Here is a 26357-nt window from a genome sequence, read left to right as displayed (position 1 = left end):
AAATCTCCTTGCACCGTATCCGCGCAGCTTTTACCCTGTAGTAGATCGATCTAACAGATTTTCGCAGTCGCATCGGCAGCGTCTCTTCGCGCCTTTTTCGTCGCAATGCAATATGGACATCAGACCCATAGGAGTCCGAGACATGCATGACTATCTGCTTTCTCGCCGCAAGATTTTGATGCTCACGGCTGCGTCGGCGGCCGCGGGTTGCCTGCCGCGCCTGGCGAGCGCCGACACCCCGACGATCCGCATCGGCGATGTCGTCGACCGCCACAATCCCGAGGTCATCACCGAGAATCTGATGGCCAAGCGTCTGAAGGAAACGACCGGCTTCGACGCGCGCGTATTTCCGGACGGCGTGCTCGGCTCCCACACGCGCATGAACGAGCAACTGCGCAACGGCACGCTCGAAGTCACGGTGACCAACGTGGCGGATCTAGAAGGCTACGACAAGCGTCTCGGACTCTTCGCGATGCCCTTCGCGTTTCCCGACCGGAAGTCGCTCTTCGCGGCTCAGGACGGTGCGCTCGGCAAGGCCTATGCGGGCATCCTCGACAATCTCGGCTTCGTGCTGCTGGGCTGGTTCGACTCGGGCTTGCGCAGCGTCTACAACCGCACGCGTCCGATCAACGAACCCGGCGATCTGAAGGGCCTGAAGATCCGTACGCAAGGCAATCAGATCATGATCGCGACGTTCAACCAGCTCGGCGCACAGGCGACGCCGCTCGACACGACGCAAATCTATTCCGCGTTGCAGCAGGGCGTCGTCGATGGTGCGGAGAACTCGGTGACGTTCTTCGTTCAGCAGCATCACAGCGAGGTGGCGAAGCACTACTCGTACACGAATCACTTCTTCTCGATCGATCCGATGCTCGCCAGCAAGAAGTGGTTCGACTCGCTCGACCCCAAGAAACAGGACGCCGTGAAGGAAGCCGCCGCGCAGGCTCAGCAGCACGAACGCGATCTGTGGCTGGCTTCCGATGCGAAGTATCTGGCCGAAGCGAAGAAGGCCGGCGTGGCGTTCAACGACGCGAATCTTCCCGCGTTCCAGGCAGCGGTCAAGCCGATCTATACGAAGTACCGCGCCAACTTCGCCGAACTGGGCACCTACCTGCCCGCCCTCGGATAACCGCCGGAGGTTCCCGACATGAAACCCGATCCGCGTTCGCGCGAGCCACGGGACAGCATCAACAAGGTTGCGGCGTTGCGCGTGCTCGCGAGCGTCGAAGACCTGCTGATAGCGGTCCTGGTTTTCGCGATCTTCTGCGTCGTTCTTGCGGGCATCCTGTCCCGCTTCGTCTTCCACGTCTCGCTCTCGTGGAACATCGAGGTCAGCGTCACGTTGATGATCTGGATGACCTTCATCGGCATCGCGGTCGGGGTGCGCGACAAGGTGCACGTCGCTTTCGAACTCTTCGAAGACAAGCTGAGCGGCCGATGGCTCGCGCTGGCGTCATTCGCGCAGATGCTGTTGATGGGCTTCCTGCTCGTGGCGCTCACTTGGGGCGGCTGGCAGTTCATGCAGCTCGGGCTCAACCAGATGACGCCGAGCGGCATCCCGCAATGGATATCGTTCGCCGCGATTCCCGCCGGCAGCGCGCTGGGTCTGCTGCATCTCGCGGCGCACGCATGGGACCTGGCCGCCCACGCTAACCTCGAAAGCGCGCAACACGGCCACGGCCATACCGAGACGAGGACGCAATGATTCTGACCGTCGGACTGCTCGCGCTATTCGTCGTCGCCGGCGCGCCGATCATCGCTTCGCTGGGCGCGGTCGGCACCATCGACGGCCTGATGCAAGGCCTGCCGCTGACCAACATCGCGCAGGCGATGTATCACGGCGTCGATTCGTTCACGCTGCTCGCCGTGCCGCTGTTCATCCTCGCCGGAGAAATTCTCTTTCACTCGGGCTCGGCCGGGCGCCTCGTCAACTTCATGAATCTGCTGGTGGGCCGCGTGCCCGGCGGGCTCGGCGTTTCCGCCGTCGCCTCGACGATGGTCTTCTCCGGCTTGAGCGGCTCCGTCAACGCGGATGCCGCCGCGATTAGTTCGGCGATGCTGCCGTCGATGGAAAAAGCCGGCTATCGCAAGGAATGGTCGTCCGCGATTATCGCGGCGGCGGCCGGCACGGGCATTCTGATTCCGCCGTCGATCACGATCATCGTGCTGGCGACGGTCGCGAACATGTCGGTCACGAAGCTCTTTCTCGCGGCGACGCTGCCTGCCCTGCTGGTCGGCATCACGAAGATGCTCATCATCATGTATCGCGCGCGCTCCGAGCCGCCGGTCGCGCCGGTCCACTTCAGCGTGCGCGAGCTCGGCCGCGCGTTCATGCTCGCGATCCCCGCGCTCGGTGCGCCGATCATCATCCTGGGCGGGATCTTCATGGGCTTCTTCACGGCGACCGAGTCCGCTGCGGCGGCGGTGGCCTACGTGACGATCATCACGCTCGTGCAGCGATCCATTCCGAACCGCGCATGGCTCGGCATTCTGATCAAGGCGGGCCGCACCAGCGCAATCGTGCTGTCGCTCGTCGGCGTCGCGCAGATTCTCGGATACATGCTGGCGTACAACTCGGTCGGCGAGCAGGTCGCCGAATTCGCTACGCAACTGACCGGCAACAAGTTCGTCTTCACGGTGTTCATCGTGGTCGTGTTCTGGCTGCTGGGCGCGTTGCTCGACGGCATTCCCGCGCTCATCCTGCTGATTCCGCTATTCCTGCCGATCGCGCAGGACGCCGGCTTCAGCGACATCCATTTCGCGATTCTCGCCATCGCCATCGTCGGCATCTCGCTCGTGACGCCGCCGATCGGCACGGCCTGCTTCATCGTCACCGGCGTCGCCAACATCCGAATGGTGAATCTTGTGCGGCCCATGCTGCCATTCATGGCCATCATGTTCGTGACCATCCTGCTGCTGGCTTTCGTGCCGGCGTTCTCCGAATGGCTACCTCATCTCCTGTACTGACGCCGCGCCGCGCCCCGCCGCTCGCGCTCGTCACCGGCGCGCGCCGCGGCATCGGCGCGAGCATCGCGATCGAGCTGGCGACGCGCGGGTTCGATCTCGCGCTGATCGACATCGATGACGACAACGCGAACGAAACGATGGCCGCCGTCGAAGCGCACGGCGCGCGCGCACGCTTTTACCGGCACGATCTCGCCGATAGCGCCGCCCATCGCGCGCTCGTCGAGCGCATCGTTTCGGACTGCGGGCCGATCACCTGTCTCGTCAACAACGCGGGCGTCTCGGCCGGGCAGCGCGGCGATCTGCTGGAGGTAGACGAGCAGTCCTATGACCGCGTCGTCGATATCAACATGCGCGGCACGTTCTTTCTCACGCAGGCCGTGGCGCGCCACATGGCCGCGATCGGCAGCGAAGATTCGCGCAGCATCGTCTCGGTGTCGTCGGTCAGCGCCGAACTCGCGTCGACGGAGCGCGGCGAATACTGCATGTCGAAGGCCGGGCTGGGCATGCTCACCAAGCTGTTCGCGCTGCGCCTCGCGCCGCTCGCAATCGGCGTATTCGAAGTGCGCCCCGGCATCATCCGCACGCCGATGACGGAAGGCGTCGCCGCGCGCTACGACGAACGCATCGCCGGCGGCATCGTCCCGATGAAGCGCTGGGGCGCGCCGCAGGACGTCGCGTCGGCCGTCGCGGCGCTCGTCTGCGGACAGATGGCGTTCGCGACGGGCAGCGTGCTCAACGTCGACGGCGCGCTCTCCGTTCCGCGCCTGTGACCACGACGACCGAGGAACCATCGATGGGACACATTCTCTCGCGTCGCGAAGATGCCGTGCTCGTGCTGGAACTCAGCAATCCGGGCAAGGCCAACGCGCTCGACTTCGCGATGCTGGCCGCGCTCGACGAGCAGATCGCGCAAATCAACCGGGACGACGGCATTCGCGCCGTCGTGCTGCGCGGCACGCCGGGCGGCGTGTTTTCGTCCGGCGCCGACATCCGCGAATGGTCGGCGCTGAGTCCGGAGACATTCGCGACGCAATGGGTCGGCGAAGGCAACGCGGTGTTCCGGCGCTTCGAACGGCTGCGCTGCCCGACCGTGGCCGTCATCGAAGGACTGTGCTTCGGCGGCGGCCTGGAACTCGCGCTGTGCTGCGATCTGCGGCTCGCTGGCACCGGCGCGCGCCTGCGCTTTCCGGAAGTTTCCATCGGCGCCATTCCCGGCTGGGAGGGCGGCGACCGCTTGCAGCGCATCGCGGGCCGCGGGCGCGCGCTCGAAGCGGTGCTGCTGTCGCAGGAGATCGATGCATCGACCGCGCTGCAGTGGGGCATCGTCAATGCGTTCTGCGCGCCGCAGGAAGTCGAAGCGCAGTTGCAGGAATGGACCGCGCGCCTGTGCCGCGTATCGCCGCGCGCCGCCGCGCTCGCCAAGGCGCTGATCGTCGATGACCACGACGATCCGCACGCAGCCTATACATCGGCCGCGCTCGCGGTCCGCTCCAGTCCCGACGCGGAGCTCGGCATCCGCGCCTTTTTCGCGAAGACGGCCGCCGTCTTCTGATGTCACGACACCATGAACATACTTTTCCAACGCACGCATCAACGATCTTTCGGCACCTGGCCGCTCAACGGACAGCAACTGCGCGACGCGCTGACGGACGCGATCGAAACCGGCTATCGCGCGATCGATACCGCGCAGCTCTACGACAACGAACTCGGCGTCGGCTCGTCGCTGCGGGCGATCGGCATCCCGCGCGACGAGTTGTGCATCACGACCAAGATCGCGCCCGCCAACGATTCCGACGAACGTTTCATGCCGTCGCTGCGCGAAAGCCTCGAGAAGCTGAAGATCGAGCAGGCCGACGTCCTGCTGCTGCACTGGCCGCCCGCGGACGGCAACGTCGCGCCTTCCGTGCGGCGCCTCGAAGAAGCGGCGCGCGCGGGCCTGACGCGTCATATCGGCGTCAGCAACTTCAACGCCGCGATGATGCGCGCCGCGAAAGCCGCGACCGCGCTGCCGCTCGTCACCAATCAGGTCGAGTTCCATCCGCTCTTGAACCAGCGTGTGCTGATGGATACCGCCATCGAGACCGGCATTCCGCTTTCGTCGTACTGCTCGGTCGCGCGCGGCGAAATCTTCAACTATCCGCTTTTCGAGGAAATCGGTGCGCGCTACGGCAAGTCGGGTGCGCAGGTGGCGCTGCGCTGGATTCTCCAGAAAGGCGTCCCGATCAACACGATGTCGACGCAGCGCAGGAACATCGAGGCCAACTTCGACGTGATGGACTTCACGCTGTCGAGCATCGACATGCATCGAATCGACGCGCTGAACGACACCAATTACCGCATCGTCAATCGCGAACGGGTGCCGTATGCGCCCGAGTTCGACTGATAAGGAACCGCATGAGCCATCCCCTGCTCTTCGACGAGATCGAACGCGGCCTCGGCTTCACGACGTCGGGCATCGTCGTCACCGAAAGCCATGTCGTGCAGTTCGCGGGCATCTCGGGCGATTTCTTCGATGTCCACATGGACGACGAATTCGCCCGCGATGTCGGCTTTCCCGGCCGCGTCGCGCACGGTCTGCTGTGCCTCGCCATGCTCGACGGCCTCAAGAACCGCGCGGCGACGCGCTTTGCCGCCGTCGCGACGCTCGAGTGGACGTATCGCTTTCACAAGCCGGTGCTGATCGGCGACCGCGTCCAGGGGCGCATCCGCGTGCTGGACAAGCGTCCGACGCGCCGCTCTGATCGCGGCATCGTGCGTTTGCAGGTCGAAGTACACAACCAGGACGGCGTGCTGATCCAGGACGGAATCAACGTGCTGATGGTCCGCGCGGGCGCACGGACGGACAACGAGAACCGATGAAATGAAGCGTGCACACCTGACCGATGCGGATTTCATGGCGGCGGCGATCTTCGACGGCGCGGTCGTCGTATTGAGCGGCTCGGGCGGCGGACTCGTCGAACCCGATCACATCACGGAAGCCATCGAGCGCCGCTTTCTCGCGACGGGCCATCCGCGCGATCTCACGCTGATCCACGGCCTCGGCATCGGCGACGGCGTCAAGAGCGGCATCAGCCGCTTCGCGCACGAAGGCATGGTGAAGCGCGTGATCGGCGGCCACTGGACCTGGTCCAAGCCGATGCAGAAGCTCGCGCGCGAGGAACGCATTGAGGCCTACACCCTGCCCGCCGGCGTGATCCAGACGCTGATCCGCGAAGCCGGCGCGGGCCGCCACGGACTCGTCACGCACATCGGCCTCGATACCTTCGCCGATCCGCGCCACGGCGGCGGGCGCGTCAACCTGCGCGCGCGGGACGATCTCGTCGAAGTCGTCACGCTGGGCGGCAAGGAACTGCTCTGGTACAAGCCCTTCGAAATCGACTTCGCGATCGTGCGCGGCACCACGGCGGACATGCAGGGCAATCTGACATCGCGCGAAGAGCCGGCCGATATCGACGCTTTCGCCGCCGCGCTCGCCGCGCACAACCGCGGCGGCCGCGTGTTCGCGCAGGTGCGCGACGTATGCGCCACGCCGATCACGCCGGCGCGCGCGGTCACCGTGCCGGGCGTTCTCGTCGACGATATCTGCGTGTACGCGGATCAGAAGCAGACGACCAGCGGGCACTACGATCCGGCCATCAGCGGCGAAGCGCCCGCGCCCGACACGCGCATGCCGCCGCCGCTGCCCGAGGGCATCCGCTACATCATCGCGAAACGCGCCGCGAAGGAGCTGAAACCCGGCGCGTGCGTCAACTTCGGTTACGGTTTGCCCGATGGCATTCCCGCGGTGGCGCATGCGGAAGGCGTGGACATCAGCTGGACCGTGATCGAGCAGGGATCGCACAACGGCGAACTGCTGGGCGGCGATCTGTTCGGCGCCACGCGCCATGCGAGCGCGATCCTCAAGTCCACCGATCAGTTCGACCTGTTCAGCGGCGGCGGCATCGATATCGCGTTCCTCGGCATGGGCGAGCTGGACGCGCAAGGCAACGTCAACGTCTCGTGGCTGGGGGAGAACATCGTCGGGCCGGGCGGCTTCGTCGACATCACGCAGCGCACGCGCAAGGTCGTCTTTTGCGGCACGTTCGAGGCGAAGGGGCTTGAAGTCGAGCTGGAAGACGGGCAAGTGCGCATCCGGCGTCACGGCGCGGTCCCGAAGCTGGTCGAGCAAGTGCGTCACATCACGTTCAGCGGCAAGCGCGCCCGCGCGGACGGCCAACAAGTGCTTTACGTCACCGAGCGTGCCGTCTTCGAACTCGCGCCCGAAGGCTTGCGGCTGATCGAAATCGCGCCGGGCGTCGACCTCGTTCGCGACGTGCTCGAACGTATGCCCTTCGAAGTCTCGTTGCATCCGTCGCTGCGTGTCGCCGCGACCAGTGCTGACTAAAACTCGAATCGGAGAGATCGATGGACTTCACGCTGAGCGACACGCAGAAAATGATGATCGAGACCGCGCGCCGCTTCGTCCGGTCCGAGTTGCAGCCGCTCGAACAGCAAGTGGAAGAGGAAGGCGCGCTCGCGCCCGAGATCGCCCGCGACTTGCAGGCGCGGGCGCGGGCGCTGGGTCTTTATGCGGTGAACATGCCCGCCGAACTCGGCGGCGGCGGACTGAACACGGTCGATTCGATGCTATGCGAGGAGCAGTTCGGCCACAGCTCCGACATACTCGTGCGGCGCGCGTTCGGCAACGTCTACGACGCGCTGCTCGCCTGCGAAGGCGAACAGATCGACCGCTGGCTGAAACCGGCGATTGCCGGCGCGCGAACCTGCGGCCTCGCGATCACCGAAACGGGCGCGGGTTCGGACGCCCAGGGCATCGAAACCACGGCGCGCAAGACGTCGTTCGGCTGGGCGCTGAACGGCAGCAAGCACTTCATCAGCGATGCGCAATGGAGCGATTTCTTTCTCGTCTCGGCCCGCACCGGCGAGAAGGAAATCTCGCTCTTCGCGGTCGACAAGAATCTTCCGGGTTTCACTGTCGGCCGCGATCAACGGATGATGGGTCTTCGCGGCACGCCGCACCACGAACTCTTCTTCGACGACGTCCCGCTAGAGCCGATGGCCCTCATCGGACGACAGGGCGAAGGCTTCAAACTCGCGATGAACATGCTCGGCCGCGTGCGCCTCGCGTTGATCGGCGCGCGCGGCATCGGCAAGGCGACGCACGTGCTCGAAATGATGATCGAGTACGCCGGCGAACGGCGGCAGTTCGGCACGCGCATCGGCGATTTTCAAATGATCCAGCAACTCATCGCGGACAGCGTGATGGAGATCAACGCGGCGCGGCTGATGCTGCTCAACACCGCGAGCATGATGGACGCGGGACAGGACGCGCGCGACTGGATTTCAATGGTCAAGGTGCAGGCTTCCGAGACGCTTGGGCGCGTCGTCGATCGCGCGGTGCAGGTCTTCGGCGGCATGGGCTTCTGCAAGGAGCTGGCCATCGAACGCTATTACCGCGATGCGCGCGTCTATCGCATCTTCGACGGCACCTCGGAGATTCATCGCGGCATCATCGCCCGCAACGCGATGAAGCGCGGCGCAGCGCTGTTCGACCTTCATCGATAAAAACATGAGAAAGCTCATTACCGCGGACGCGGCGGCCAGGCTCGTGCGAACCGGCGATGTCGTCAGCATCAGCTCGTCCAGCGCGCTCGGCTGCCCCGACAAGATTCTCGCGGCCATCGGCGAGCGCTTCGAGCGCGAGGGACAGCCGCGCGACCTCACGACGCTGAACCCGATCGCCGCGGGCGACATGTACGGCGTCAAGGGCATCGATCATCTCGCCCGGCCCGGGCTGCTCGCGCGCACGCTCGCGGGCTCGTATCCGAGCGGCCCGTCGTCGCTGCCGATGCCGAACATCTGGCGCATGATCGCCGACAACGAAATCGAGGCCTACAACGTTCCGAGCGGCATCCTGTTCGACATGCACCGCGACGCCGCCGCGAAGCGTCCCGGCGTGCTGACCAAGGTCGGAATGGGCACGTTCGTCGATCCCGATTTACAGGGCTGCGCGATGAACGCCGCCGCCGCCGCGCGTCCGGTCGTGCGCAAGGTGTCCTTCGATGGCGATGACTGGCTCTACTTCCCGGCGATCGCGCCGCGCGTGGCGATCATCCGCGCGACCACGGCCGACGAAGCGGGCAATCTCGGCTACGAACACGAAGGCGCGCTGCTGGGCGGCATCGATCAGGCGCTGGCCGCGCGCAACAACGGCGGCATCGTGATCGCGCAGGTCAAGCGCGTGGTGAAATCCGGCACGCTGCGGCCGCACGACGTGCGGGTGCCCTGCAATCTGGTCGATTACGTCGTGGTCGATCCGGACCAGTGGCAGACCACGCAGACGCCCTACGATCCCGCGATCAGCGGCGAAGTCACGCTTCCGATGGATTCGTTCGAGCCGACGCCGTGGGGACCGGAGAAGGTCATCGCCCGCCGCGCCGCGATGGAGCTCGCGCATGGGTACGCGGCCAATCTGGGCTTCGGCATTTCGGCCAATGTGCCGCGCATCCTGCTCGAGGAAGGCTTGCACGGCGAAGTGACGTGGGCGATCGAACAGGGCGCGGTCGGCGGCATGCCTTTGCTCGGGTTTGCGTTCGGTTGCGCATCGAACGCGGACGCGATCGTCGCGTCGCCGAATCAGTTCACGTATTTTCAGGGCGGCGGCTTCGACATCGCACTGCTGTCCTTTCTGCAAGTCGACGCCGATGGCAGCGTGAATGTCTCCCGGCTCGCGTCGAAACCGTATCTGACGGCGGGATGCGGCGGCTTCGTCGATATCACCGCTCATGCGCGCCGCATCGTGTTCTCGGGCTTTTTCACCGCGGGCGCGCAGCTGGAAGTCGGCGGCGGCAGGCTCGCGATCGTCAAGGAAGGCCGCACGCGCAAGTTCGTCCGGACGGCCGAGCAGATCACGTTCTGCGGCCGCGTGGGGCGCGAGCGCGGGCAGCGCGTGACCTACGTGACCGAACGCTGCGTCATCGATCTTCTCGATGACGGGCTGACCGTGCGCGAGATCGCTCCCGGCGTGGATTTGCAGCGCGACATTCTGGATCAGGCCGAGGTTGCGCTAAAGGTCGCCTCGGATCTGCGTCAGATGGATGCAGCGCTTTTCACCGATGCGCCCTTCGGACTCCGGCTCAAACCTCGCGAAGGACGCCATGACTGATCGCTTCGTTTCCATCGTTCGCGATGCGGCTGTCGCCATCGTCACGCTGAACCGGCCGGACAAGCTCAATGCGCTGACGCCCGCCATGCTGGATCAACTCGAAGATGCGGCCCGCGCGATCGAAGCCGACGATGAGACGCGCGTCGTCATCCTCGCGGGCGGCGGCGTGAAGGCGTTCTGCGTCGGCGCGGACATCAACGAATGGGCCGCGCTCAGGCCGCTGGACATGTGGCGCCACTGGGTACGGCGAGGTCATCAGGTCTTCGACCAATGGGCGCGGCTGCGTCAGCCCGTGATCGCGGCGATCAACGGTCATGCCTTCGGCGGCGGGCTGGAACTGGCGATCACGGCCGACGTGCGTATCGCGGCCGAAGAGGCCCGTTTCGCGCTGCCGGAGGCATCGATTGCCACTTGCCCCGGCTGGTCGGGCACGCAGCGGCTCGTGCGTCTGACCGGCGCGAGCCACGCAAAATACCTCGCCTTGAGCGGCGCGCGCGTGACGGCCGCGGACGCGCGGGCGTGCGGCCTTGTGCACGAGGTCGTGCCGCAGGACCGCGTGCTGGAACGTGCGCATCGACTGGCGCTGGACATGGCGGCGCGCGCGCCGGTGGCGCTGCAACTGACCAAACAGTTGCTCAACGCCGCCAGCGGCGAGGAAACCGGCTCGACTCTCGAAGCGATGGCGGGCGCGCTCGCCGCGAGCACCGAGGATGCCGCGGAGGGCATCCGCAGTTTTAGCGAGAAGCGGCCGCCGATTTACGTCGGACGTTGATGCTCAGCAGCACTCGAACAGGCGCTCGCGGCAGATCCGCAACGTCTCGTCGGCCGGGCGCGCCCACCAGTCGAGCCGGGAAAAAATCTCCACTTCGACGGGACCGTCGTAACCGGCGGCTTCCACCGCCGCGCGCAGCCGCTTGAGATCGATGACGCCATCGCCCATCATTCCGCGGTCCTGCAACGGATCGCGGGTTTCGACCAGCCAGTCGCATACGTGCAGCGCGAGGATCCGGTCGCCCGCGCGCGCGATGGCGGGCATCAGCGCCGGATCCCACCAGACATGGTAAGCGTCGATGGCCACGCCGAAGCCTCCCTCGCGCGACGGGTCCAGCCGGTCGCACCAGTCCAGCGCCTGGTCGAGCGTATTGAGCAGGCTGCGATCGGCCGCGTACACCGGATGCAAGGGCTCGAGCGCGACGCGCACGCCTGTTTCGTTCATCGTCGGCTGCAAGGCGGCGAGACCGTCGAGAATCTGCTCGCGTGCATCGTCGATATCGCGCGAACCGGGCGGCAATCCGCCGACGACGGCGACGAGCATCGGCGCGCCCAGCACGGCCGCGGTCTCCAGCGCGCGGCGGTTGGAATCGATCGCGGCGCGACGGCCCGCGGCGTCGTTGGCCGCGAAATACGCCGTGCGGCAATACGCGCCGACCTTCAGGCCGGCCGCGCGGATCGCACTGGCGGCTGCTTGCGGATTGTTCTCGTCGATTTCCTGACGCCACGGCGTGATCCAGCCGAAGCCCTGTTCGGCGATGCGTCCGGCCGTGACTTCGATCGGCTCGCGATAGCCGAGCGTGCCCGTGTTGATGCAGCAGAGATCGCCGCGCCCGTTAAGTTCACGCATGGTTCACCTCAGAAACGTTGGATCATCGGGCCGCCGTCGACGCAGCCATCGTGCGGATCACGCGGGCCACGTGTGCCCGCGAGGCCGAGCGCGGCGGCCGCGTCGGGGTCACGTTATCGGCGAGCAGATTGTTCGTGCGTCGACCTGGGCGGGGCGGTCAGGGCACGCTCGGCCTGGTCAAAAGACTCTAAGGCAAGTAGATCGATCTAGCAAGTGCTACGCGGCCGCGTTACGTTCAGCGGCATCGGATCGTGTGCGGTGAAACGCTGATCTGCGAATTTCGCGCGACGCGCGCGCTGTGTGTCAAGCAAGCCGATGGAAAGCTGAAAGCCGTCGAGATTCCCGACTTCATCCGTGCGGCGTGCGCGTGAAAGCATGTGACTGCCGTCCTTCAGGCAGAGCGCTCGCTTCCATCGGCGGCTGGCGGCGCTTTCACGAAGCTCGCGATGCTCGCGTCATATCTCGATCCGTTTCCGCCCAGTGCGACGGTCGCTCGCCGCGCGCTATCGAGCAACATCGCCAATGCTGCATCGATGACCGCCGGAGCATCGAAACGGCCCTTGGGTCCTGAAAGCGTCAACGCGCCCTGCAACTCGCCGGTCGAATTGAACACGGGCACCGAGGCCGATGCCGTTTCCGGATCCCTCTCGCCAAACGAGGTGGCCCATAGCCGTTCGCGGATCTCTTGCCAGCGCGGATCCTGTGTCTCCGAGAACGCGAGCAGGACTTTGCCGGAGGCGCCCTTATCGATCGCGAACTCCTCTCCGACGCGAATCGATACCCGAACGCTGCGGCTAGGTTCGACGCGATACAACACGAGACGTTGATCGCCCTGGCGTACGTAGAAACTGGCCGTTTCGCCCAAGTCCCGGCTCAACTGCTGAAGCAACGGTTCGATCACAGGCCCCACCTGAAACGACCGCTGATAGAGCGTCGCAAGCCGCAACGGCTGATGACCGATTGCGTATTGCCCGTCGCTCAACTTCCGGATGAATCCGCCATGCTCCAAAGCGCCGAGCAGTCTCAAAACCGTACTCTTATAAAGCTCGGTCCGGCGTGAAAGCTCGGTCAGGGTCAGCCGGTCGTCGGTCGGCCCGAAGGCATTGAGTATGGCGAACGCCCGGTCAAGAACGGCGACGCCGCTCGACGCCTCGTTCGTATCGGACGGCTGGTCTTCCTTGGTCATGCACCGCTCCCGAATCAAATTCCACGACTATACAGTTCTATCCGGTAGAACTCTAGTTCTGAAATCCGGGGTTAACCCCGCTTTCAGTGATAGACATCTTCGCCTAAAGTTCTCTCTAACAAAACACAGGTCTATCTGACAGAACGAAGGAGCGAAATGAGCGCCTCACATCGCCGAATACTGATCAGCGAAGTCGGCCCGCGCGACGGCTTGCAGAGCATCCGAAGCGTCATGCCGACGTCCGCGAAACTCGAATGGATATCCGCGCTGGCGGCAGCGGGACTCAAGGAGATCGAAGTGGGATCGTTCGTTCCGCCGAAACTTCTGCCCCAAATGGCCGATATCCGCGAAGTCGTCGCTCACGCGTTATCCATTCCGGACCTTCGTGTCGCTGTACTGGCGCCGAACCTGCGCGGCTCGCAAAGCGCGTTCGAAGCCGGCGTCCATAAAGTCACGTTGCCGGTGTCCGTCACCGATGAACATGCGTTGGCTAATGTCCGCAAAACGACCGCGCAGTTGATCGATGAGGTGCGCAGCATCGTCGCGCTGCGCGATGAGCAGTTCCCCGGAACAGAAATCGAAGCGGGTGTATCGGTCGCATTCGGCTGCACGATCGCGGGCACCGTGACCGACGACCAGACGATGCGCATGTGCCTCGCGATGGCCGAATGCGGTGTCGACGAAATCGGCCTGTCCGATACGAGCGGTTATGCCAACCCCGTTCAGGTTCGCCGCCTGTTTCGCCGGCTGCAATCGGAAGTCGGCGCGAAGGCGGGCGGCGCTCATTTCCACAACACGCGCGGTCAAGGCCTGGCGAATGTCGTGGCGGCACTCGATGCCGGCGTCACCACGATCGATTCGAGTCAGGCGGGCCTCGGCGGCTGTCCCTACGCGCCGGGCGCGACGGGGAACATCGTTACCGAAGACCTCGCGTTTCTACTCGAGGCGATGGGCTACGACACGGGCATGGACATCGACAAGCTCATTGCCGCGCGCTCGATCCTCGCACAGGCGCTTCCGGGCGAAGCGCTCTACGGACACGTACAGGACGCGGGATTGCCGAAAGGTTTCTCGTACGCAGACGGGCGCGCGCCGAGTGCGCCCCAGCCGGAAGGCTGTTTGTTGGGAGCGGCGCAATGAGCGAAGTGCAATCGGATCAGTCCTTGCCGTACAGCGGCGTGCGCGTCGTAGAGATGACGCACATGGTGATGGGGCCGACGTGCGGCATGGTGCTGGCAGACCTCGGCGCGGAAGTGATCAAGGTCGAGCCGATCACCGGCGACAGCACCCGCAATCTGCGAGGCTCGGGAGCAGGCTTCTTCAGCACGTTCAACCGCAACAAGAAAAGCATCGCCGTCGATCTGAAGGACCCGCGCGGCGTGGAGATCGTGCACAAGCTGCTTGCGAACGCCGATGTCTTCAGCGAGAACTTCAAGAGCGGCACCGTGGACAAGCTCGGCCTCGGCTATTCGGCCTTGTGCAGACTCAATCCTCGTCTGATCTATGTGTCGCACAAGGGCTTCCTGCCCGGTCCCTACGACCATCGCACCGCGCTCGACGAAGTCGTGCAGATGATGGGCGGTCTCGCGTACATGACCGGTCCCGAAGGCAGACCCTTGCGGGCAGGCACGAGCGTCAACGACATCATGGGCGGCATGTTCGGCGCGATCGGCGCAATGGCGGCGCTGGCACAACGCGAGCGGACCGGCCGCGGACAAGAGGTGCAGAGCGCCCTGTTCGAGAACAACGTGTTTCTCGTGGCGCAGCACATGATGCAATACGCCGTGACGGGACAAACCGCCGCGCCGATGCCAAGCCGCATTTCGGCCTGGGCAGTCTATGACGTCTTTTCGGTGAAGAACGGCGATCAGATCTTCCTGGCGGTCGTCTCCGATACGCAATGGGCGCTCTTCTGCGATGCCTTCGGCCTCGACGATCTGAAGGCCGACGCGCGTATCGCCAGCAACAATCAGCGCGTGCAAGCCCGCGAATGGCTGATGCCGCGGCTTCGCGCCCACATGGAAGCGTTCACTGCTGCCGAGATCGGCGCCATCTTCGAGCGCTGCGGGCTGCCGTACGCGCCGATCACGAAGCCGCAGGATCTTTTCGACGATCCGCATCTGCTCGCAACGGACGGACTTGCCGATGTCACCCTGCCATCCGACGCAAGCGGCGCGGGCAAAGCAGTACAGACGAAGACCGCATTGCTGCCTTTGACCCTTGGCGGCGAGCGTCTGCGGCTTCGCGCAGGTCCGCCTTCGCTGGGTCAGGACACGCAGGCGCTGCTTCTGGAGCTGGGTTACTCATCGGAAGACCTGAGGCAGTTGGCGGACGCCGGCATCGTGAAGTGCCAGGCGGCCTTTTCCCACGATCCTTCCAGTCCCTCCGCCAACGAACTGGCGAGCGCCTGAGCACAACAGCATAAAAGGAACGCCGCTTCGCGTAGGCCGGCATGAGCCCGCGCGTTGGGTATTCCGTCCGGAGACGAAGCATGACATCCATTTCATCGAACATGACGGCCGAGAGCGCGGTCGATACGACGCTCGAACAGCAGGCCGTCAGAAAGGCCGCGTGGCGTTTCATCCCCTTGCTTGCGCTCGCCTATTTCTTCAACTATCTCGATCGCACCAGCGTCGGGTTCGCCGCGCTGACGATGAACCGCGACCTCGGCTTGACCGCGACGCAGTTCGGCTGGGGCGCGGGCATCATGTTCGCGGGTTATTGCCTGTGCGAAGTGCCGAGCAACCTGGCGCTGTATCGCTTCGGCGCCCGGCGATGGCTCGCGCGCATCATGATCACGTGGGGCTTCTTCGCCGCCGCGACGGCGCTCGCGGTTGGACCGACGAGCTTCTACGTGATTCGTCTTCTGCTGGGAATCGGCGAGGCCGGATTCTTCCCTGGCGTGATCTTCTTCCTCGCAGTGTGGTTTCCGGCCAGTTATCGCACTCGGGTGCTCGCATGGTTCACGGTCTCGACGCCGCTTTCGTCGCTAGTGGGCGGACCGCTGTCGACCTGGCTGCTGAAGATGGACGGCTTGCTCGGCCTTGCCGGATGGAAATGGATGTTTATCGTCGAAGGCCTGCCGGCGTGCATTCTCGGCTTCTTCGTCCTGAAGATGCTCGCGGACAAACCCGCCGATGCGAAGTGGCTCTCGCCCGAGGAGCGTCAGGCGCTGCAAAGCGCGTTCGATCGCGAGGGCACTGCGAGCCAGAAGAAAAAGGATTTCGGCGCAGCGCTCAAAGATGTGCGGATGTACATCCTCGCGATGATTTCCTTCGGCTTCACGATGGGCTCCTACGGCATCGGCATATGGCTGCCGCAGATGCTCAAGGCGCACGGCATGAGCGTGACCCAGACGGGCTGGGTATCGGCGGTGCCGTATTTCTTCGCGACCATCGCGCTCTTGTGGTGGGCGAAGCGCGTCGATCGCCGCGGTGGCCATATCGCCAACCTCGCGGCTGGTCTTTTCATCGGCGCGATCGCGCTCGGCATCTCGACATATTTTCAGCAACTGGTGCCTGCGTTGACGGGCATCACGCTGGCGTTGATCGGCACCATCGCAGGCCGAACGATTTTCTACACGCTGCCTGCCCGGTTCCTGTCGGGTCAGGCGGCCGCCGGCGGACTGGCGCTGATCAACTCCATCGGCGCGCTGGGCGGCTTTGCCGGTCCGTATCTGGTCGGCTATCTGAAGGATAGTTTCGGCACGTTCACCGCGGGCATGATCGGTCTGGCCGTCGTACTCGCGTTCACGACGTTGCTGACGCTTTCCCTCTACGCGTTCAACAAGGGAAAGTGACCATGCAAACTCTTCAATCGATTCACCGGCGCCGGCTGCTTGGCGCGGTCGCCGCATCCATCGCGATGCCCGCGCTGAGCGTGCGCCACGCATTCGCCAAAGAGGAAACGCGCAGTATGAGTACGACCAGCAATTACCTGCCGGTTCGGGCAGAGTGGCTTGCATCCGGAAAGGAAGCGGCGCTCGAACCGGAGATGCCGATCATCGACGCGCATCACCACTTTTATGAGCGCCCGGGTTGGACGTATTTGCTCGACGAGTATCTCGAGGATGCACGGTCCGGGCACAACATTACCGCGTCTGTCTTCATGCAGGCGCTTACGCGGTACCGCACCACGGGTCCGGAACCGATGCGGCCGATCGGCGAAGTGGAGTATGTGGCTCAAGTCACCGCGCCGATGCAGGAAGAGAAGCCGCAGGTAGCGAAGGGCATCGTCGGATACGCGGATCTCCGTCGCGGCGCTGCCGTGCGAGACGTACTCGAAGCGGAACTCGAGGCCGGCGACGGCCGCTTGCGCGGTGTACGGCACCTCGTAACCTGGGATGCGGACGCCACGCTAGTGAACCCGCTTTCGGCAGTTCCTCGCGGGCTTCTGCTCGACTCCGGTTATCGTGCGGGCGTCGCGCAGTTGAAAGCCTTGGGCCTCTCCTACGACGCATGGCTGTTCTTCCCTCAGCTTCCCGAATTGTTCGATTTGGCGAAGGCAAATCCCGACACGCCGTTCATCGTCAATCACTGTGGGGGAGTGGTCAGAATCGCCAGCTACGCGGATCAGCGCAAGGAGGTCTTCGATGCATGGTCGCGTTCGATGCGCGAACTTGCGCGGTTGCCGAACGTTTATGTGAAGGTGGGCGGACTCGGAATGCGTATCAACGGTTTCGACTTCGAAAAAGGTGAGCGGCCACCTTCATCGATTGAATTGTCCGAAGCCTGGAAGCCGTGGATGCTGACCTGCATCGAAGCGTTCGGCGCGGATCGCTGCATGTTCGAAAGCAATTTTCCGGTCGATAAGGGTTCTTACCCGTTCAGTAACGGCTGGAACGCGTTCAAGCGATTGACTTCACAGGCAAGTGCTGCGGAACGTCAGGCGTTGTTTCGGGGGACGGTTTCGAGGGTGTATCGCCTGGGCTGAGTTGGCTGAGCTGTCAGGGGCGAGATCGCCCCTGACCCGCAAGCGTCACCGCGTTTGACCCACCAGCGCCATCAGAGAACCAATCCGGACTCTTCACAGCAGAATCGGGACTTTGCCCTTCGAAACCTTCTTCAAATTTAAGCCGGATTTTCTGGCCTGCGCTATTTTCACCGCTCGGCACACCGGACAGCAGCTTCCGGTCCGAATGGTGCTCTCGGGCCTTGCACTCCAGGTATGCCCGTCCATGCATTGCCATTCCAACGGCGTGATGGTGTTGACGTCGGTCTCCGACAAACACTTGCCACCGTGCATCGCAGCGGCGTCGTGCATCTTCTCAACGCCTAGACGTGTCCGTTCGACCGCACAGGTCCGGCACCAATGGCCGATCATGATCTTCACGGGCTTCGCCTGCCACGTATGCCCCTTTGCACATCCCCAGCGCAATAGGACACTATTGTTTGTGTAATCGTCGGACAGGCACTTTCCGCCGTAACCTGCGGCAAATTTCGTGCGTGTTTCCAATGCCCAGACGCTTGCGATCGAAGGCACACACCGGACACCGGCTTCTGTTGACCTTACCGAGCTTGGCACGCCAGCGATGTCCTTCTTCGCACTGCCAAAGCAGAGACGTTTGCGCATCGGTATAGTGCTTCGAAACACAGCGCCCGCTATGTTTTGCTGCCAGTACCTGCATATCGTTCTGCATTCGCTCGACAGGCATAGCCCGCCGCGCTCCTCGGCGATCTCGCAAATATGCTCAAGCGTATCGGCAAGCGTGAACGTCTCTTGAACCGGCGGCGGTGAGATGCGCGAGTGTCAAAAAGCCCGAGTGGGTCACGTGACCCACTTTGTCCCCGAGTGTCCCCGAAAGCGCCTTATCAGGGACGCAAATCCGCTAACCCCCTGATACTTTTGAGCAAGTGCTGGTGGGCCGGGTGGGGCTCGAACCCACTATCGGTCGATTATGAGTCGACAGCTTATACCAGTTAAGCTTCCGGCCCTGTGCAGGCAGAGCGTGCAAAAAGAAAGCGCCGCAAACGGCGCTTCCTGTCACTTCAGATCATTGCGCGAGGCGACTACGAAGGGTAGCGAGTTTGCCTCACAACGCCTCTCAAAACAAGTCCCGTCAGTTGCCTTCGAGGAACGACTTCAACTTGTCCGACCGGCTCGGATGCCGCAGCTTGCGCAGCGCCTTCGCCTCGATCTGGCGAATCCGCTCACGCGTCACGTCGAACTGCTTGCCGACCTCTTCCAGCGTGTGATCCGTGCTCATCTCGATCCCGAACCGCATGCGCAGCACCTTCGCCTCGCGCGGCGTCAGCGAATCGAGCACGTCCTTCACGACGTCGCGCATCGATGCATGCAGCGCGGCATCGGACGGCGCCACCGTGTTCGTATCCTCGATGAAATCGCCGAGATGCGAATCGTCGTCGTCGCCGATCGGCGTTTCCATGGAGATCGGCTCCTTCGCGATCTTCATGATCTTGCGGATCTTGTCCTCGGGCATTTCCATCTTCTCGGCGAGCGTCGCCGGATCCGGCTCGAGCCCGGTCTCCTGCAAGATCTGCCGCGAAATACGGTTCATCTTGTTGATCGTTTCGATCATGTGGACCGGAATGCGAATGGTGCGCGCCTGATCCGCGATCGAACGCGTGATCGCCTGACGTATCCACCACGTCGCGTACGTCGAAAACTTGTAGCCGCGACGATATTCGAACTTGTCCACCGCCTTCATCAAGCCAATGTTGCCTTCCTGGATCAGATCGAGGAACTGCAGGCCACGATTCGTGTACTTCTTCGCGATGGAAATCACGAGGCGCAGATTCGCCTCCGTCATTTCGCGCTTCGCCTGACGCGCCTTCAACTCGCCCGCCGCCATCTGACGGTTGGTTTCCTTCAGATCCTTCAACGGCAGAACGACGCGCGCCTGCAAATCCAGCAGACGCTGCTGCTGCTCGCGGATCGCCGGAATATTGCGCTCCAGCACCGCGCTGTACTCGTGACCCTCGGCGACGACCTTGTCGGACCATTCGAGATCCGTCTCGTTGCCGGGGAATCGCGTGATGAACTCGGCGCGCGGCATGCCGCACTTGTCGACAACCGTATGCAGGATCTGCCGCTCGACCTGACGCACTTCGTCCACTTGCGCGCGCAGCGTATCGCACAGGCGCTCGACGGTACGCGCGGTGAAGCGAATGTTCATGAGTTCCGTCTGAATGGCTTCCTGCGCCTTCAGATACGCCTTCGATTTATAGCCTTCCTTCTCGTAGGCGCGGCGCATCTTGTCGAACCATTCGCTGATGAGCGCGAACTTCTCGAGCGACTGGAGCTTGAGTGCTTCGAGTTGAGCGGCGTTCGCGCTTGCCTGCGCGCTGCCGTCGTCCTCTTCTTCCTCTTCCTCTTCGCCCTCTTCCGCGGTCTCTTCTTCTTCCGATTCGATCGCTTCCGCTTCCTGCTCGGAGAAGCCATCGGTGTCCTGCGCGTTCGGATCGATCAGGCCGTCGACGAGTTCATCGACGCGCACTTCCTCGTTCTGCACGCGCTCGGCCATCGCGAGAATGTCGGCGATGGTCGTCGGGCACGCGGAGATCGCCATGACCATGTGCTTGAGGCCGTCTTCGATGCGCTTCGCGATCTCGATTTCGCCTTCGCGCGTCAACAGTTCGACGGTGCCCATCTCGCGCATGTACATGCGGACCGGATCGGTCGTGCGGCCGAATTCGGAATCGACCGTGGAAAGCGCGACTTCGGCCTCTTCCTCGACTTCGTCGTCGGACGACGCGTTCGGCGCGTTGTCGTTCAGCAGCAGCGTTTCGGCATCGGGCGCTTGCTCGTACACCGCCACGCCCATGTCATTGAACGTGCTGATGATGCCTTCGATCGCCTCGGTTTCCGTGAAGTTGTCCGGAAGGTGGTCGTTGATCTCGCCGTAGGTGAGGAAGCCGCGCTCCTTGCCGAGCTTGATGAGCGCGCGCAGCTTGCCGCGCCGCTCTTCCAATTCCTCGACGGTGCCGGGCGCGCTCGACGAGAACGCGTCCTTCAGCAGCGCTTTTTCCTTCGCGCGGCGATCGCGGGCCTTCGCCTTTTCGACCTTCGCCGCAGGAGCGGCGCCAGACTCTGCGTTTTGCATTGCGTCGTCTTCGACGGATACATCGTTCAGCTTTTTCGTCATGGAGTTCGCCATACCGGCTTTAGTCTCGACTCGCGGCTGCTGGACAACAGCCGATGGAACCGTGAATACCCAATACGCGCACGCTGCTTCGTCCTGCGTGCCCTGCCCGGGGCGCCATCGCGGTTCGGACGAGTGTGAATCGTCTCCTCGCCCTACCCTCGATAGCAGCCGCTTCCCTTGCGCCCGTCTGTTCGCCGGCGTGCTTATCGGCCCGTTTCGTGTGACTTATGCGGCGTGTGCCACCTTCGTCGCCTACGGCCCATTCAGCCAGCGCCTTCCTGCTTCGCTTCCCTCTGCAAACAACTTCACATGCCCTTTGCCAACTGCTCGACCGCTGCCGCCCATCTACCGTGAAAAAACGACGAAAGCGCCTGAACAGTTGACAAAAAGCAATTCACTTGAACTTTTTATTATAGCATTCTCACCTTGCGCCATCCGCGCCGGCGCCCCGCCCAGCCTTGATCTGCGCCACTCTCGCCGACAACTCCGAGAACTCCGCGACCTCTTCCGCCGACAGACTCGATTGCCGCGCCAGTTGATCCAGCCGCGCCCGGTAGCTGTCGTGCCTCAGCTTCACCACTGTTGCTTGCAATTCTTCCGCCAGCAGACGCTTTTGTTCCTCGACTCGCTGCGCCGCGTCCTCATCGGACGGATCGCGCATCAGCAAATCGCGAACGTTTTCATCATAGGCGAGAATTTCCTGAAAGATATCGTCGTATGTGGGCGCGTTTGCTGCATTTCTCAAGATCTCCGACAGCAACTGGAACTGCGCGGCATCGCCGAGTTCGCGCGCGTGCGAGATCACTTCGCTGAACAATTCGCCGTGCTCGGTCATCGTTACGAGGGTGCGCTCGCTGTCCTGATCGAGCGAAACCGCGATGCCCGGATACATCACCAGATTGCGCAGCGCGCGCTGTTCCTGTCCGGTGACGCGGCGCCGCTCGCTCTTCGGCACGTTTGCCCGCGCGACGGCCGCAGCGCGCGAATCGATGTCGCATAGCGCGGCGATTTCGGTGAACGGCGTGTCGAGCCGGTCCGCGAGCATATGCAGGATCTGCACCCGCAACGCGTTTGCGGGCAGCGCCTGCAGCAGCGGTTTAGCGTCGAAGAGCGCTTTCGCTCGGCCTTCGGGCTGCTCCAGCTCCTTGTCGTTCAGTACCTCGTTCAGTAGGAACTGCGACAGCGGCATCGCGCGATCGACCTGCTCGCCGAACCCGTCCGTGCCGAACTCGCGCACGTAGCTGTCCGGATCGTGCTCCTTCGGCAGAAAGAGGAACTTGATGGTCCGGTTGTCCGCAGCGTGCGGCAGCGCCGCTTCCAGCGCGCGACGCGCGGCTCGCCGCCCGGCCGAATCGCCGTCGAAACTGAAGACGACGGTATCCGTCTGACGAAACAGCTTCTGCACGTGGATCGGCGTACACGCCGTGCCGAGCGTCGCCACGGCGTTCGCAAAACCCAGTTGAGCGAGCGCGACGACGTCCATATACCCTTCGACGACGAGCACGTAACCCAGTTCACGAATCGCCAAGCGCGCTTCGAACAGGCCGTACAGCTCGCTGCCCTTGCTGAACAGCGGCGTCTCCGGCGAGTTCAGATATTTAGGCTCGCCCCCGTCGAGCACGCGCCCGCCGAAGCCGATCACGTTGCCCTTCACATTGCGGATCGGGAACATCACGCGTTCGCGAAAACGATCGTAACGTCGCGCCTGTCCTTGAGAATCCGTTTTTTCGCTGACGATCACCAAACCCGACTCGACCAGGTTTTCATCCCGATAATCGGGAAAGGCCGCCTCGAGGTTCTGCCAGCCATCCGGCGCGTAGCCGAGCCCGAAGCGCGCGGCGACCTCACCGGTCAAGCCGCGCTTTTTCAGATATTCGATGGCGTTCGGCGCGCCGCGCAACTGCTTGCGATAGAAATCGCACGCCGTCTGCATGACGTCCGTCAACGCGACGCTGACCGCCTTGCTCGGTGCGCTGTCGCCGCCGCCACCGCGGAACGAGTTGGAAGGCTCCTGCGGAACCGTCAGGCCGGCGCCTTGCGCCAGGTCTTTCACGGCCTCGGGAAACGTGAGCCCGGTATGCTCCATCAGAAAGCCGATCGCGGTGCCGTGCGCGCCGCAGCCGAAGCAGTGATAGAACTGCTTGGTCGGGCTGACCGTGAACGACGGGCTTTTCTCGTTGTGAAATGGGCAAAGGCCCATGAAATTCGCGCCGCCCTTTTTTAACTGGACGTAGCGGCCCACCACGTCGACGATGTCGACGCGGTTGAGCAAATCCTGCAGGAAAGCGTGCGGAATCACCGATCGAAAGCTGCGGACGTTACTTGGCGAGTGCGGCTTTCACCTGCGCGGAGACGGCGGTCATGTCGGCCTTGCCGGCGAGCTTCGGCTTCAGCACGCCCATCACCTTGCCCATGTCCTGCGGCCCGGCGGCGCCGGTCGCGGCGACGGCTGCCTGGACTTCGGCAGCGATCGCTTCGGCGGAAAGCTGTTCGGGCATATACGCCGCCAGCACCGCCAGCTCCGCTTTCTCCTTGTCGGCGAGATCGGTGCGGCTCGCGGCTTCGAACTGGCTGATCGAATCCTTGCGCTGCTTGATCATCTTGTCGATGACGGCGGTGATGCCCGCGTCGTCGAGCGTGACGCGATCGTCGACTTCGCGCTGCTTGATTGCCGCGAGCAGCAGACGAATCGTGCCGAGACGCTCGGTTTCCTTCGCGCGCATGGCAGTCTTCATGTCGTCGTTGATCTGGTCTTTGAGGCTCATCGTTCACCCGGTGCAATTGCGAAAGTTTGAATTCCGGCCGGCGCGCGGCGGTCCCGCGAAAGCAAAAACCCGCTTGGGAACGCCTCCTCAAGCGGGATTAGCAGACAGCCTTCCTGGCGCCAGCGGAAAGCGGAGAGAATCCTCCGATGACCGTCCGAGTATAGCAAACGGGTCCGCGTTTCGAGACTCGCCAAAACCCCCGGACGGACGCCCTCAGGCGGTCGTCGCCGCGTCTCGCGCGTACTCCGCGGCGGCCTTGCCCGCGGCGACGCCCGAAGCCCACGCCCACTGGAAGTTATAGCCGCCGAGCCAGCCGGTGACATCGACCGCCTCGCCGATGAAATACAGCCCCGCGACGCGCTCGCTCATCATCGTCGCGGATGAAAGCTCGCGCGTGTCGACGCCGCCGCGCGTGACTTCCGCCTTGCGATAGCCTTCGGTGCCGCTCGGCGTGAGCGTCCAGTCCGACAGCGATGCGCCGATCGCTTTCAGCGTGCGATCCGGCAGATCGGCGAGGCGCGCGTCGACCGGCACGCGCTGCGCTTCGAGCCACGCGTGCGCGAGACGCGCGGGAACGTGCTCGGCCAGAAAATTGCCGATCTGCTTTTTCGAGCCGGCTTTGGCTTCGATCAGCATGGCGGTCGGATCGAGGTCGGGAAGCAGATCGACGTGAATCGGCTCCGACGTGTTCCAGTAGCTCGAAATCTGCAGCACGCCCGGCCCCGACACGCCGCGATGCGTGAGCAGCAAGTCTTCGTCGAATTCGCCGCGCGTCTTGCCTTTGCCCGTGCTGATGCGAACCGGCAGCGAAAGCCCCGACAGCTGCGCGAACGGCGCCCAGTCGGCGGACGTGAACGTGAGCGGCACGAGCGCCGGACGCGTATCGACGAGCTTGTGGCCGAACTGCTTGGCGACGCGATAGCCGAAATCCGTCGCGCCGATCTTCGGAATCGACAGGCCGCCGGTCGCGATCACGAGCGCCGCCGCGCCGATCGTGCCCGCGTTCGTATCGAGCGCGAAACGCGCGCCGTCGTGACGGACCTCATGCACGGCGACCGGACGCCGCCACGCGACGCGACCGGCATCGCACTCGCTTTTGAGCACGTCGATGATGGTCTCGCTGGAGTCGTCGCAGAAGAGCTGGCCCTTGTGCTTCTCGTGCCACTTCACGCGGTATTGCTTGAGCAGCGCGAGAAAATCGCGCGGCGTGTAGCGGGCGAGCGCGGAGCGGCAAAAATGCGGATTCGCCGACAGAAAATTGGCAGGCTGCGCGTTGATGTTCGTGAAGTTGCAGCGCCCGCCGCCGGAGATGCGGATTTTTTCGGCGAGACGCTCTGCGTGGTCGAGAAGGACGACGCGGCGTCCGGATTGAGCGGCCACGGCCGCGCACATCATGCCGGCCGCGCCCGCGCCGATGACGGCGATATCGAAGGATTCCATGGCGCGCATTTTACCTTCGACACGCTCGATCACGCCCGCTGCTATACTTTTCTGTTCCTCTAACGCATTGAATCCATGCTAGTTCTAGGCATCGAAAGCTCCTGCGACGAAACCGGCCTCGCACTCTACGACACCGAGCGCGGCCTGCTTTCGCACGCCCTTCATTCGCAGATCGCGATGCATCGCGATTACGGCGGCGTCGTGCCCGAACTGGCTTCGCGCGATCACATCCGCCGCGCGCTGCCGCTGCTGGAGGAAGTGCTCGACAAGTCCGGCGCACAGCGCGGCGACATCGACGCCATCGCGTTCACGCAAGGGCCGGGGCTCGCGGGGGCGCTGCTCGTCGGCGCGAGCATCGCGAATGCGCTGGCGATGGCGTGGGACAAGCCGACCGTCGGCATCCATCATCTGGAAGGGCATTTGCTGTCGCCGCTGCTCGTCGACGCGCCGCCGCCCTTTCCGTTCGTCGCGCTGCTCGTGTCCGGCGGACACACGCAGTTGATGCGCGTGACCGATGTCGGCGTCTACGAGACGCTCGGCGAAACACTCGACGACGCCGCCGGCGAAGCCTTCGACAAGACCGCGAAGCTGCTCGGCCTCGGCTATCCGGGCGGGCCGGAAGTGTCGCGGCTCGCGGAATTCGGCACGTCCGGCGCGGTCGCGCTGCCGCGTCCGATGCTCCATTCCGGCGATCTCGATTTCAGCTTCAGCGGCCTGAAAACCGCCGTGCTCACGCACAGCCGCAAGCTCGGCAACAACGTCTGCGAGCAGGCCAAGGCCGATCTCGCGCGCGGTTTCGTCGATGCGGCCGTGGACGTGCTCGTCGCTAAATCGCTCGCCGCGCTGAAGAAAACGGGGTTGAAGCGGCTCGTCGTGGCGGGCGGCGTCGGCGCGAACCGGCAGTTGCGCGAGGCGCTGTCGGCGGCGGCGAAAAAGCGCCGCTTCGACGTGCATTACCCCGACCTGTCGCTATGCACCGACAACGGCGCGATGATCGCGCTCGCGGGCGCGCTGCGCCTGTCGCGCTGGCCGGAGCAGGCCCTGCGCGACTACGCGTTCACCGTGAAGCCGCGCTGGGATCTCACGTCGCTCGCGCGCGCCTGAGCCAC

General features: G+C 63.8%; 23 protein-coding genes and 1 tRNA gene. 16 read left to right on the top strand and 8 right to left on the bottom strand.

Annotation, left to right across the window (positions count from 1 at the left end; all coding sequences use genetic code 11):
* Positions 1–142 precede the first annotated feature (142 nt).
* From BG60_RS14560 to BG60_RS14510, 11 genes are read left to right on the top strand one after another with little or no spacing between them, the layout of a single operon-like run.
* Positions 143–1129 carry a TRAP transporter substrate-binding protein gene (locus tag BG60_RS14560; RefSeq protein ID WP_008353932.1) on the top strand — a complete coding sequence of 329 codons (987 nt, stop codon included), beginning with the start codon at positions 143–145 and terminating at the stop codon, positions 1127–1129.
* Positions 1130–1147: 18 nt separating this feature from the next.
* Complete coding sequence (locus BG60_RS14555; RefSeq protein ID WP_008353934.1) at positions 1148–1705, top strand: TRAP transporter small permease; 558 nt, start codon at positions 1148–1150, stop codon at positions 1703–1705.
* Entirely contained in the window at positions 1702–2967 is a 1266-nt protein-coding gene (locus BG60_RS14550) for a TRAP transporter large permease (protein ID WP_008353936.1), read from the top strand. Before BG60_RS14555 ends, BG60_RS14550 begins: the two co-directional genes overlap by 4 nt.
* On the top strand, positions 2943–3737 hold the full coding sequence (locus BG60_RS14545; RefSeq protein ID WP_008353938.1) for a 3-ketoacyl-ACP reductase: 795 nt from the start codon (positions 2943–2945) through the stop codon (positions 3735–3737). The genes BG60_RS14550 and BG60_RS14545 overlap by 25 nt, the downstream gene beginning before the upstream one ends.
* 23 nt (positions 3738–3760) lie before the next feature.
* Complete coding sequence (locus BG60_RS14540) at positions 3761–4519, top strand: enoyl-CoA hydratase/isomerase family protein (protein WP_008353939.1); 759 nt, start codon at positions 3761–3763, stop codon at positions 4517–4519.
* 12 nt (positions 4520–4531) lie between these two features.
* Complete coding sequence (locus BG60_RS14535; protein ID WP_008353940.1) at positions 4532–5350, top strand: aldo/keto reductase; 819 nt, start codon at positions 4532–4534, stop codon at positions 5348–5350.
* A gap of 11 nt (positions 5351–5361) precedes the next feature.
* Positions 5362–5826 (top strand): MaoC family dehydratase, encoded by a 465-nt coding sequence (locus tag BG60_RS14530; RefSeq protein ID WP_008353941.1) that lies wholly within the window; start codon positions 5362–5364, stop codon positions 5824–5826.
* Between the two features lies 1 nt (position 5827).
* Positions 5828–7351 carry an acyl CoA:acetate/3-ketoacid CoA transferase gene (locus BG60_RS14525; protein WP_008353942.1) on the top strand — a complete coding sequence of 508 codons (1524 nt, stop codon included), beginning with the start codon at positions 5828–5830 and terminating at the stop codon, positions 7349–7351.
* Positions 7352–7371: 20 nt separating this feature from the next.
* The gene (locus BG60_RS14520; RefSeq protein WP_008353943.1) at positions 7372–8532 is read left to right on the top strand and encodes an acyl-CoA dehydrogenase family protein; all 1161 of its coding nucleotides are present in this window, start codon (positions 7372–7374) and stop codon (positions 8530–8532) included.
* 4 nt (positions 8533–8536) lie between these two features.
* Positions 8537–10132, top strand: a complete 1596-nt coding sequence (locus BG60_RS14515) for an acyl CoA:acetate/3-ketoacid CoA transferase (protein ID WP_008353945.1) — start codon at positions 8537–8539, stop codon at positions 10130–10132.
* Positions 10125–10904, top strand: a complete 780-nt coding sequence (locus BG60_RS14510; protein ID WP_034471896.1) for an enoyl-CoA hydratase/isomerase family protein — start codon at positions 10125–10127, stop codon at positions 10902–10904. The genes BG60_RS14515 and BG60_RS14510 overlap by 8 nt, the downstream gene beginning before the upstream one ends.
* Before the next feature lie 3 nt (positions 10905–10907).
* On the opposite strand, the gene BG60_RS14505 is transcribed toward BG60_RS14510, so the two are convergent.
* The gene (locus tag BG60_RS14505) at positions 10908–11753 is read right to left on the bottom strand and encodes a sugar phosphate isomerase/epimerase family protein (RefSeq protein WP_008353948.1); all 846 of its coding nucleotides are present in this window, start codon (positions 11751–11753) and stop codon (positions 10908–10910) included.
* Between the two features lie 391 nt (positions 11754–12144).
* On the bottom strand, positions 12145–12939 hold the full coding sequence (locus tag BG60_RS14500) for an IclR family transcriptional regulator (protein WP_008353949.1): 795 nt from the start codon (positions 12937–12939) through the stop codon (positions 12145–12147).
* Positions 12940–13095: 156 nt separating this feature from the next.
* On the opposite strand from BG60_RS14500, the gene BG60_RS14495 reads away from it, so the two are divergent.
* The 4 genes from BG60_RS14495 (at position 13096) to BG60_RS14480 (ending at position 17871) form a co-directional block, all read left to right on the top strand.
* Positions 13096–14079 (top strand): hydroxymethylglutaryl-CoA lyase, encoded by a 984-nt coding sequence (locus tag BG60_RS14495; RefSeq protein ID WP_008353950.1) that lies wholly within the window; start codon positions 13096–13098, stop codon positions 14077–14079.
* A complete protein-coding gene (locus BG60_RS14490) occupies positions 14076–15350 on the top strand; it encodes a CaiB/BaiF CoA transferase family protein (protein WP_008353951.1) in 1275 nt (424 codons plus the stop codon). The genes BG60_RS14495 and BG60_RS14490 overlap by 4 nt, the downstream gene beginning before the upstream one ends.
* A gap of 80 nt (positions 15351–15430) precedes the next feature.
* Complete coding sequence (locus BG60_RS14485; protein WP_008353952.1) at positions 15431–16738, top strand: MFS transporter; 1308 nt, start codon at positions 15431–15433, stop codon at positions 16736–16738.
* Between the two features lie 2 nt (positions 16739–16740).
* A complete protein-coding gene (locus tag BG60_RS14480) occupies positions 16741–17871 on the top strand; it encodes an amidohydrolase family protein (RefSeq protein WP_008353953.1) in 1131 nt (376 codons plus the stop codon).
* A gap of 93 nt (positions 17872–17964) precedes the next feature.
* On the opposite strand, the gene BG60_RS38220 is transcribed toward BG60_RS14480, so the two are convergent.
* The 6 genes from BG60_RS38220 to BG60_RS14450 all read right to left on the bottom strand — a co-directional run bounded on the left by BG60_RS38220 (position 17965) and on the right by BG60_RS14450 (position 25248).
* Positions 17965–18270 (bottom strand): hypothetical protein, encoded by a 306-nt coding sequence (locus tag BG60_RS38220; protein ID WP_008353954.1) that lies wholly within the window; start codon positions 18268–18270, stop codon positions 17965–17967.
* Between the two features lie 525 nt (positions 18271–18795).
* Positions 18796–18872, bottom strand: a tRNA-Ile gene (locus BG60_RS14470).
* A gap of 125 nt (positions 18873–18997) precedes the next feature.
* Entirely contained in the window at positions 18998–21055 is a 2058-nt protein-coding gene (gene rpoD / locus BG60_RS14465; protein ID WP_075583507.1) for an RNA polymerase sigma factor RpoD, read from the bottom strand.
* A gap of 409 nt (positions 21056–21464) precedes the next feature.
* Complete coding sequence (gene dnaG / locus BG60_RS14460; RefSeq protein ID WP_008353957.1) at positions 21465–23342, bottom strand: DNA primase; 1878 nt, start codon at positions 23340–23342, stop codon at positions 21465–21467.
* A gap of 19 nt (positions 23343–23361) precedes the next feature.
* Positions 23362–23808: a GatB/YqeY domain-containing protein gene (locus tag BG60_RS14455; RefSeq protein ID WP_008353959.1), complete on the bottom strand. Its 447-nt coding sequence runs from the start codon at positions 23806–23808 to the stop codon at positions 23362–23364.
* Positions 23809–24021: 213 nt separating this feature from the next.
* The gene (locus tag BG60_RS14450; RefSeq protein WP_008353960.1) at positions 24022–25248 is read right to left on the bottom strand and encodes a BaiN/RdsA family NAD(P)/FAD-dependent oxidoreductase; all 1227 of its coding nucleotides are present in this window, start codon (positions 25246–25248) and stop codon (positions 24022–24024) included.
* A 75-nt stretch (positions 25249–25323) separates the two neighbouring features.
* Here BG60_RS14450 and tsaD point away from each other — a divergent pair, with 75 nt between their 5' ends.
* The gene (tsaD, locus tag BG60_RS14445; protein WP_008353961.1) at positions 25324–26352 is read left to right on the top strand and encodes a tRNA (adenosine(37)-N6)-threonylcarbamoyltransferase complex transferase subunit TsaD; all 1029 of its coding nucleotides are present in this window, start codon (positions 25324–25326) and stop codon (positions 26350–26352) included.
* Positions 26353–26357 lie beyond the last annotated feature (5 nt).

Source organism: Caballeronia zhejiangensis, assembly GCF_000698575.1.
In the GTDB taxonomy this organism is placed as follows: domain Bacteria; phylum Pseudomonadota; class Gammaproteobacteria; order Burkholderiales; family Burkholderiaceae; genus Caballeronia; species Caballeronia zhejiangensis.
This window is presented reverse-complemented; position numbering and strand designations above follow the sequence as displayed.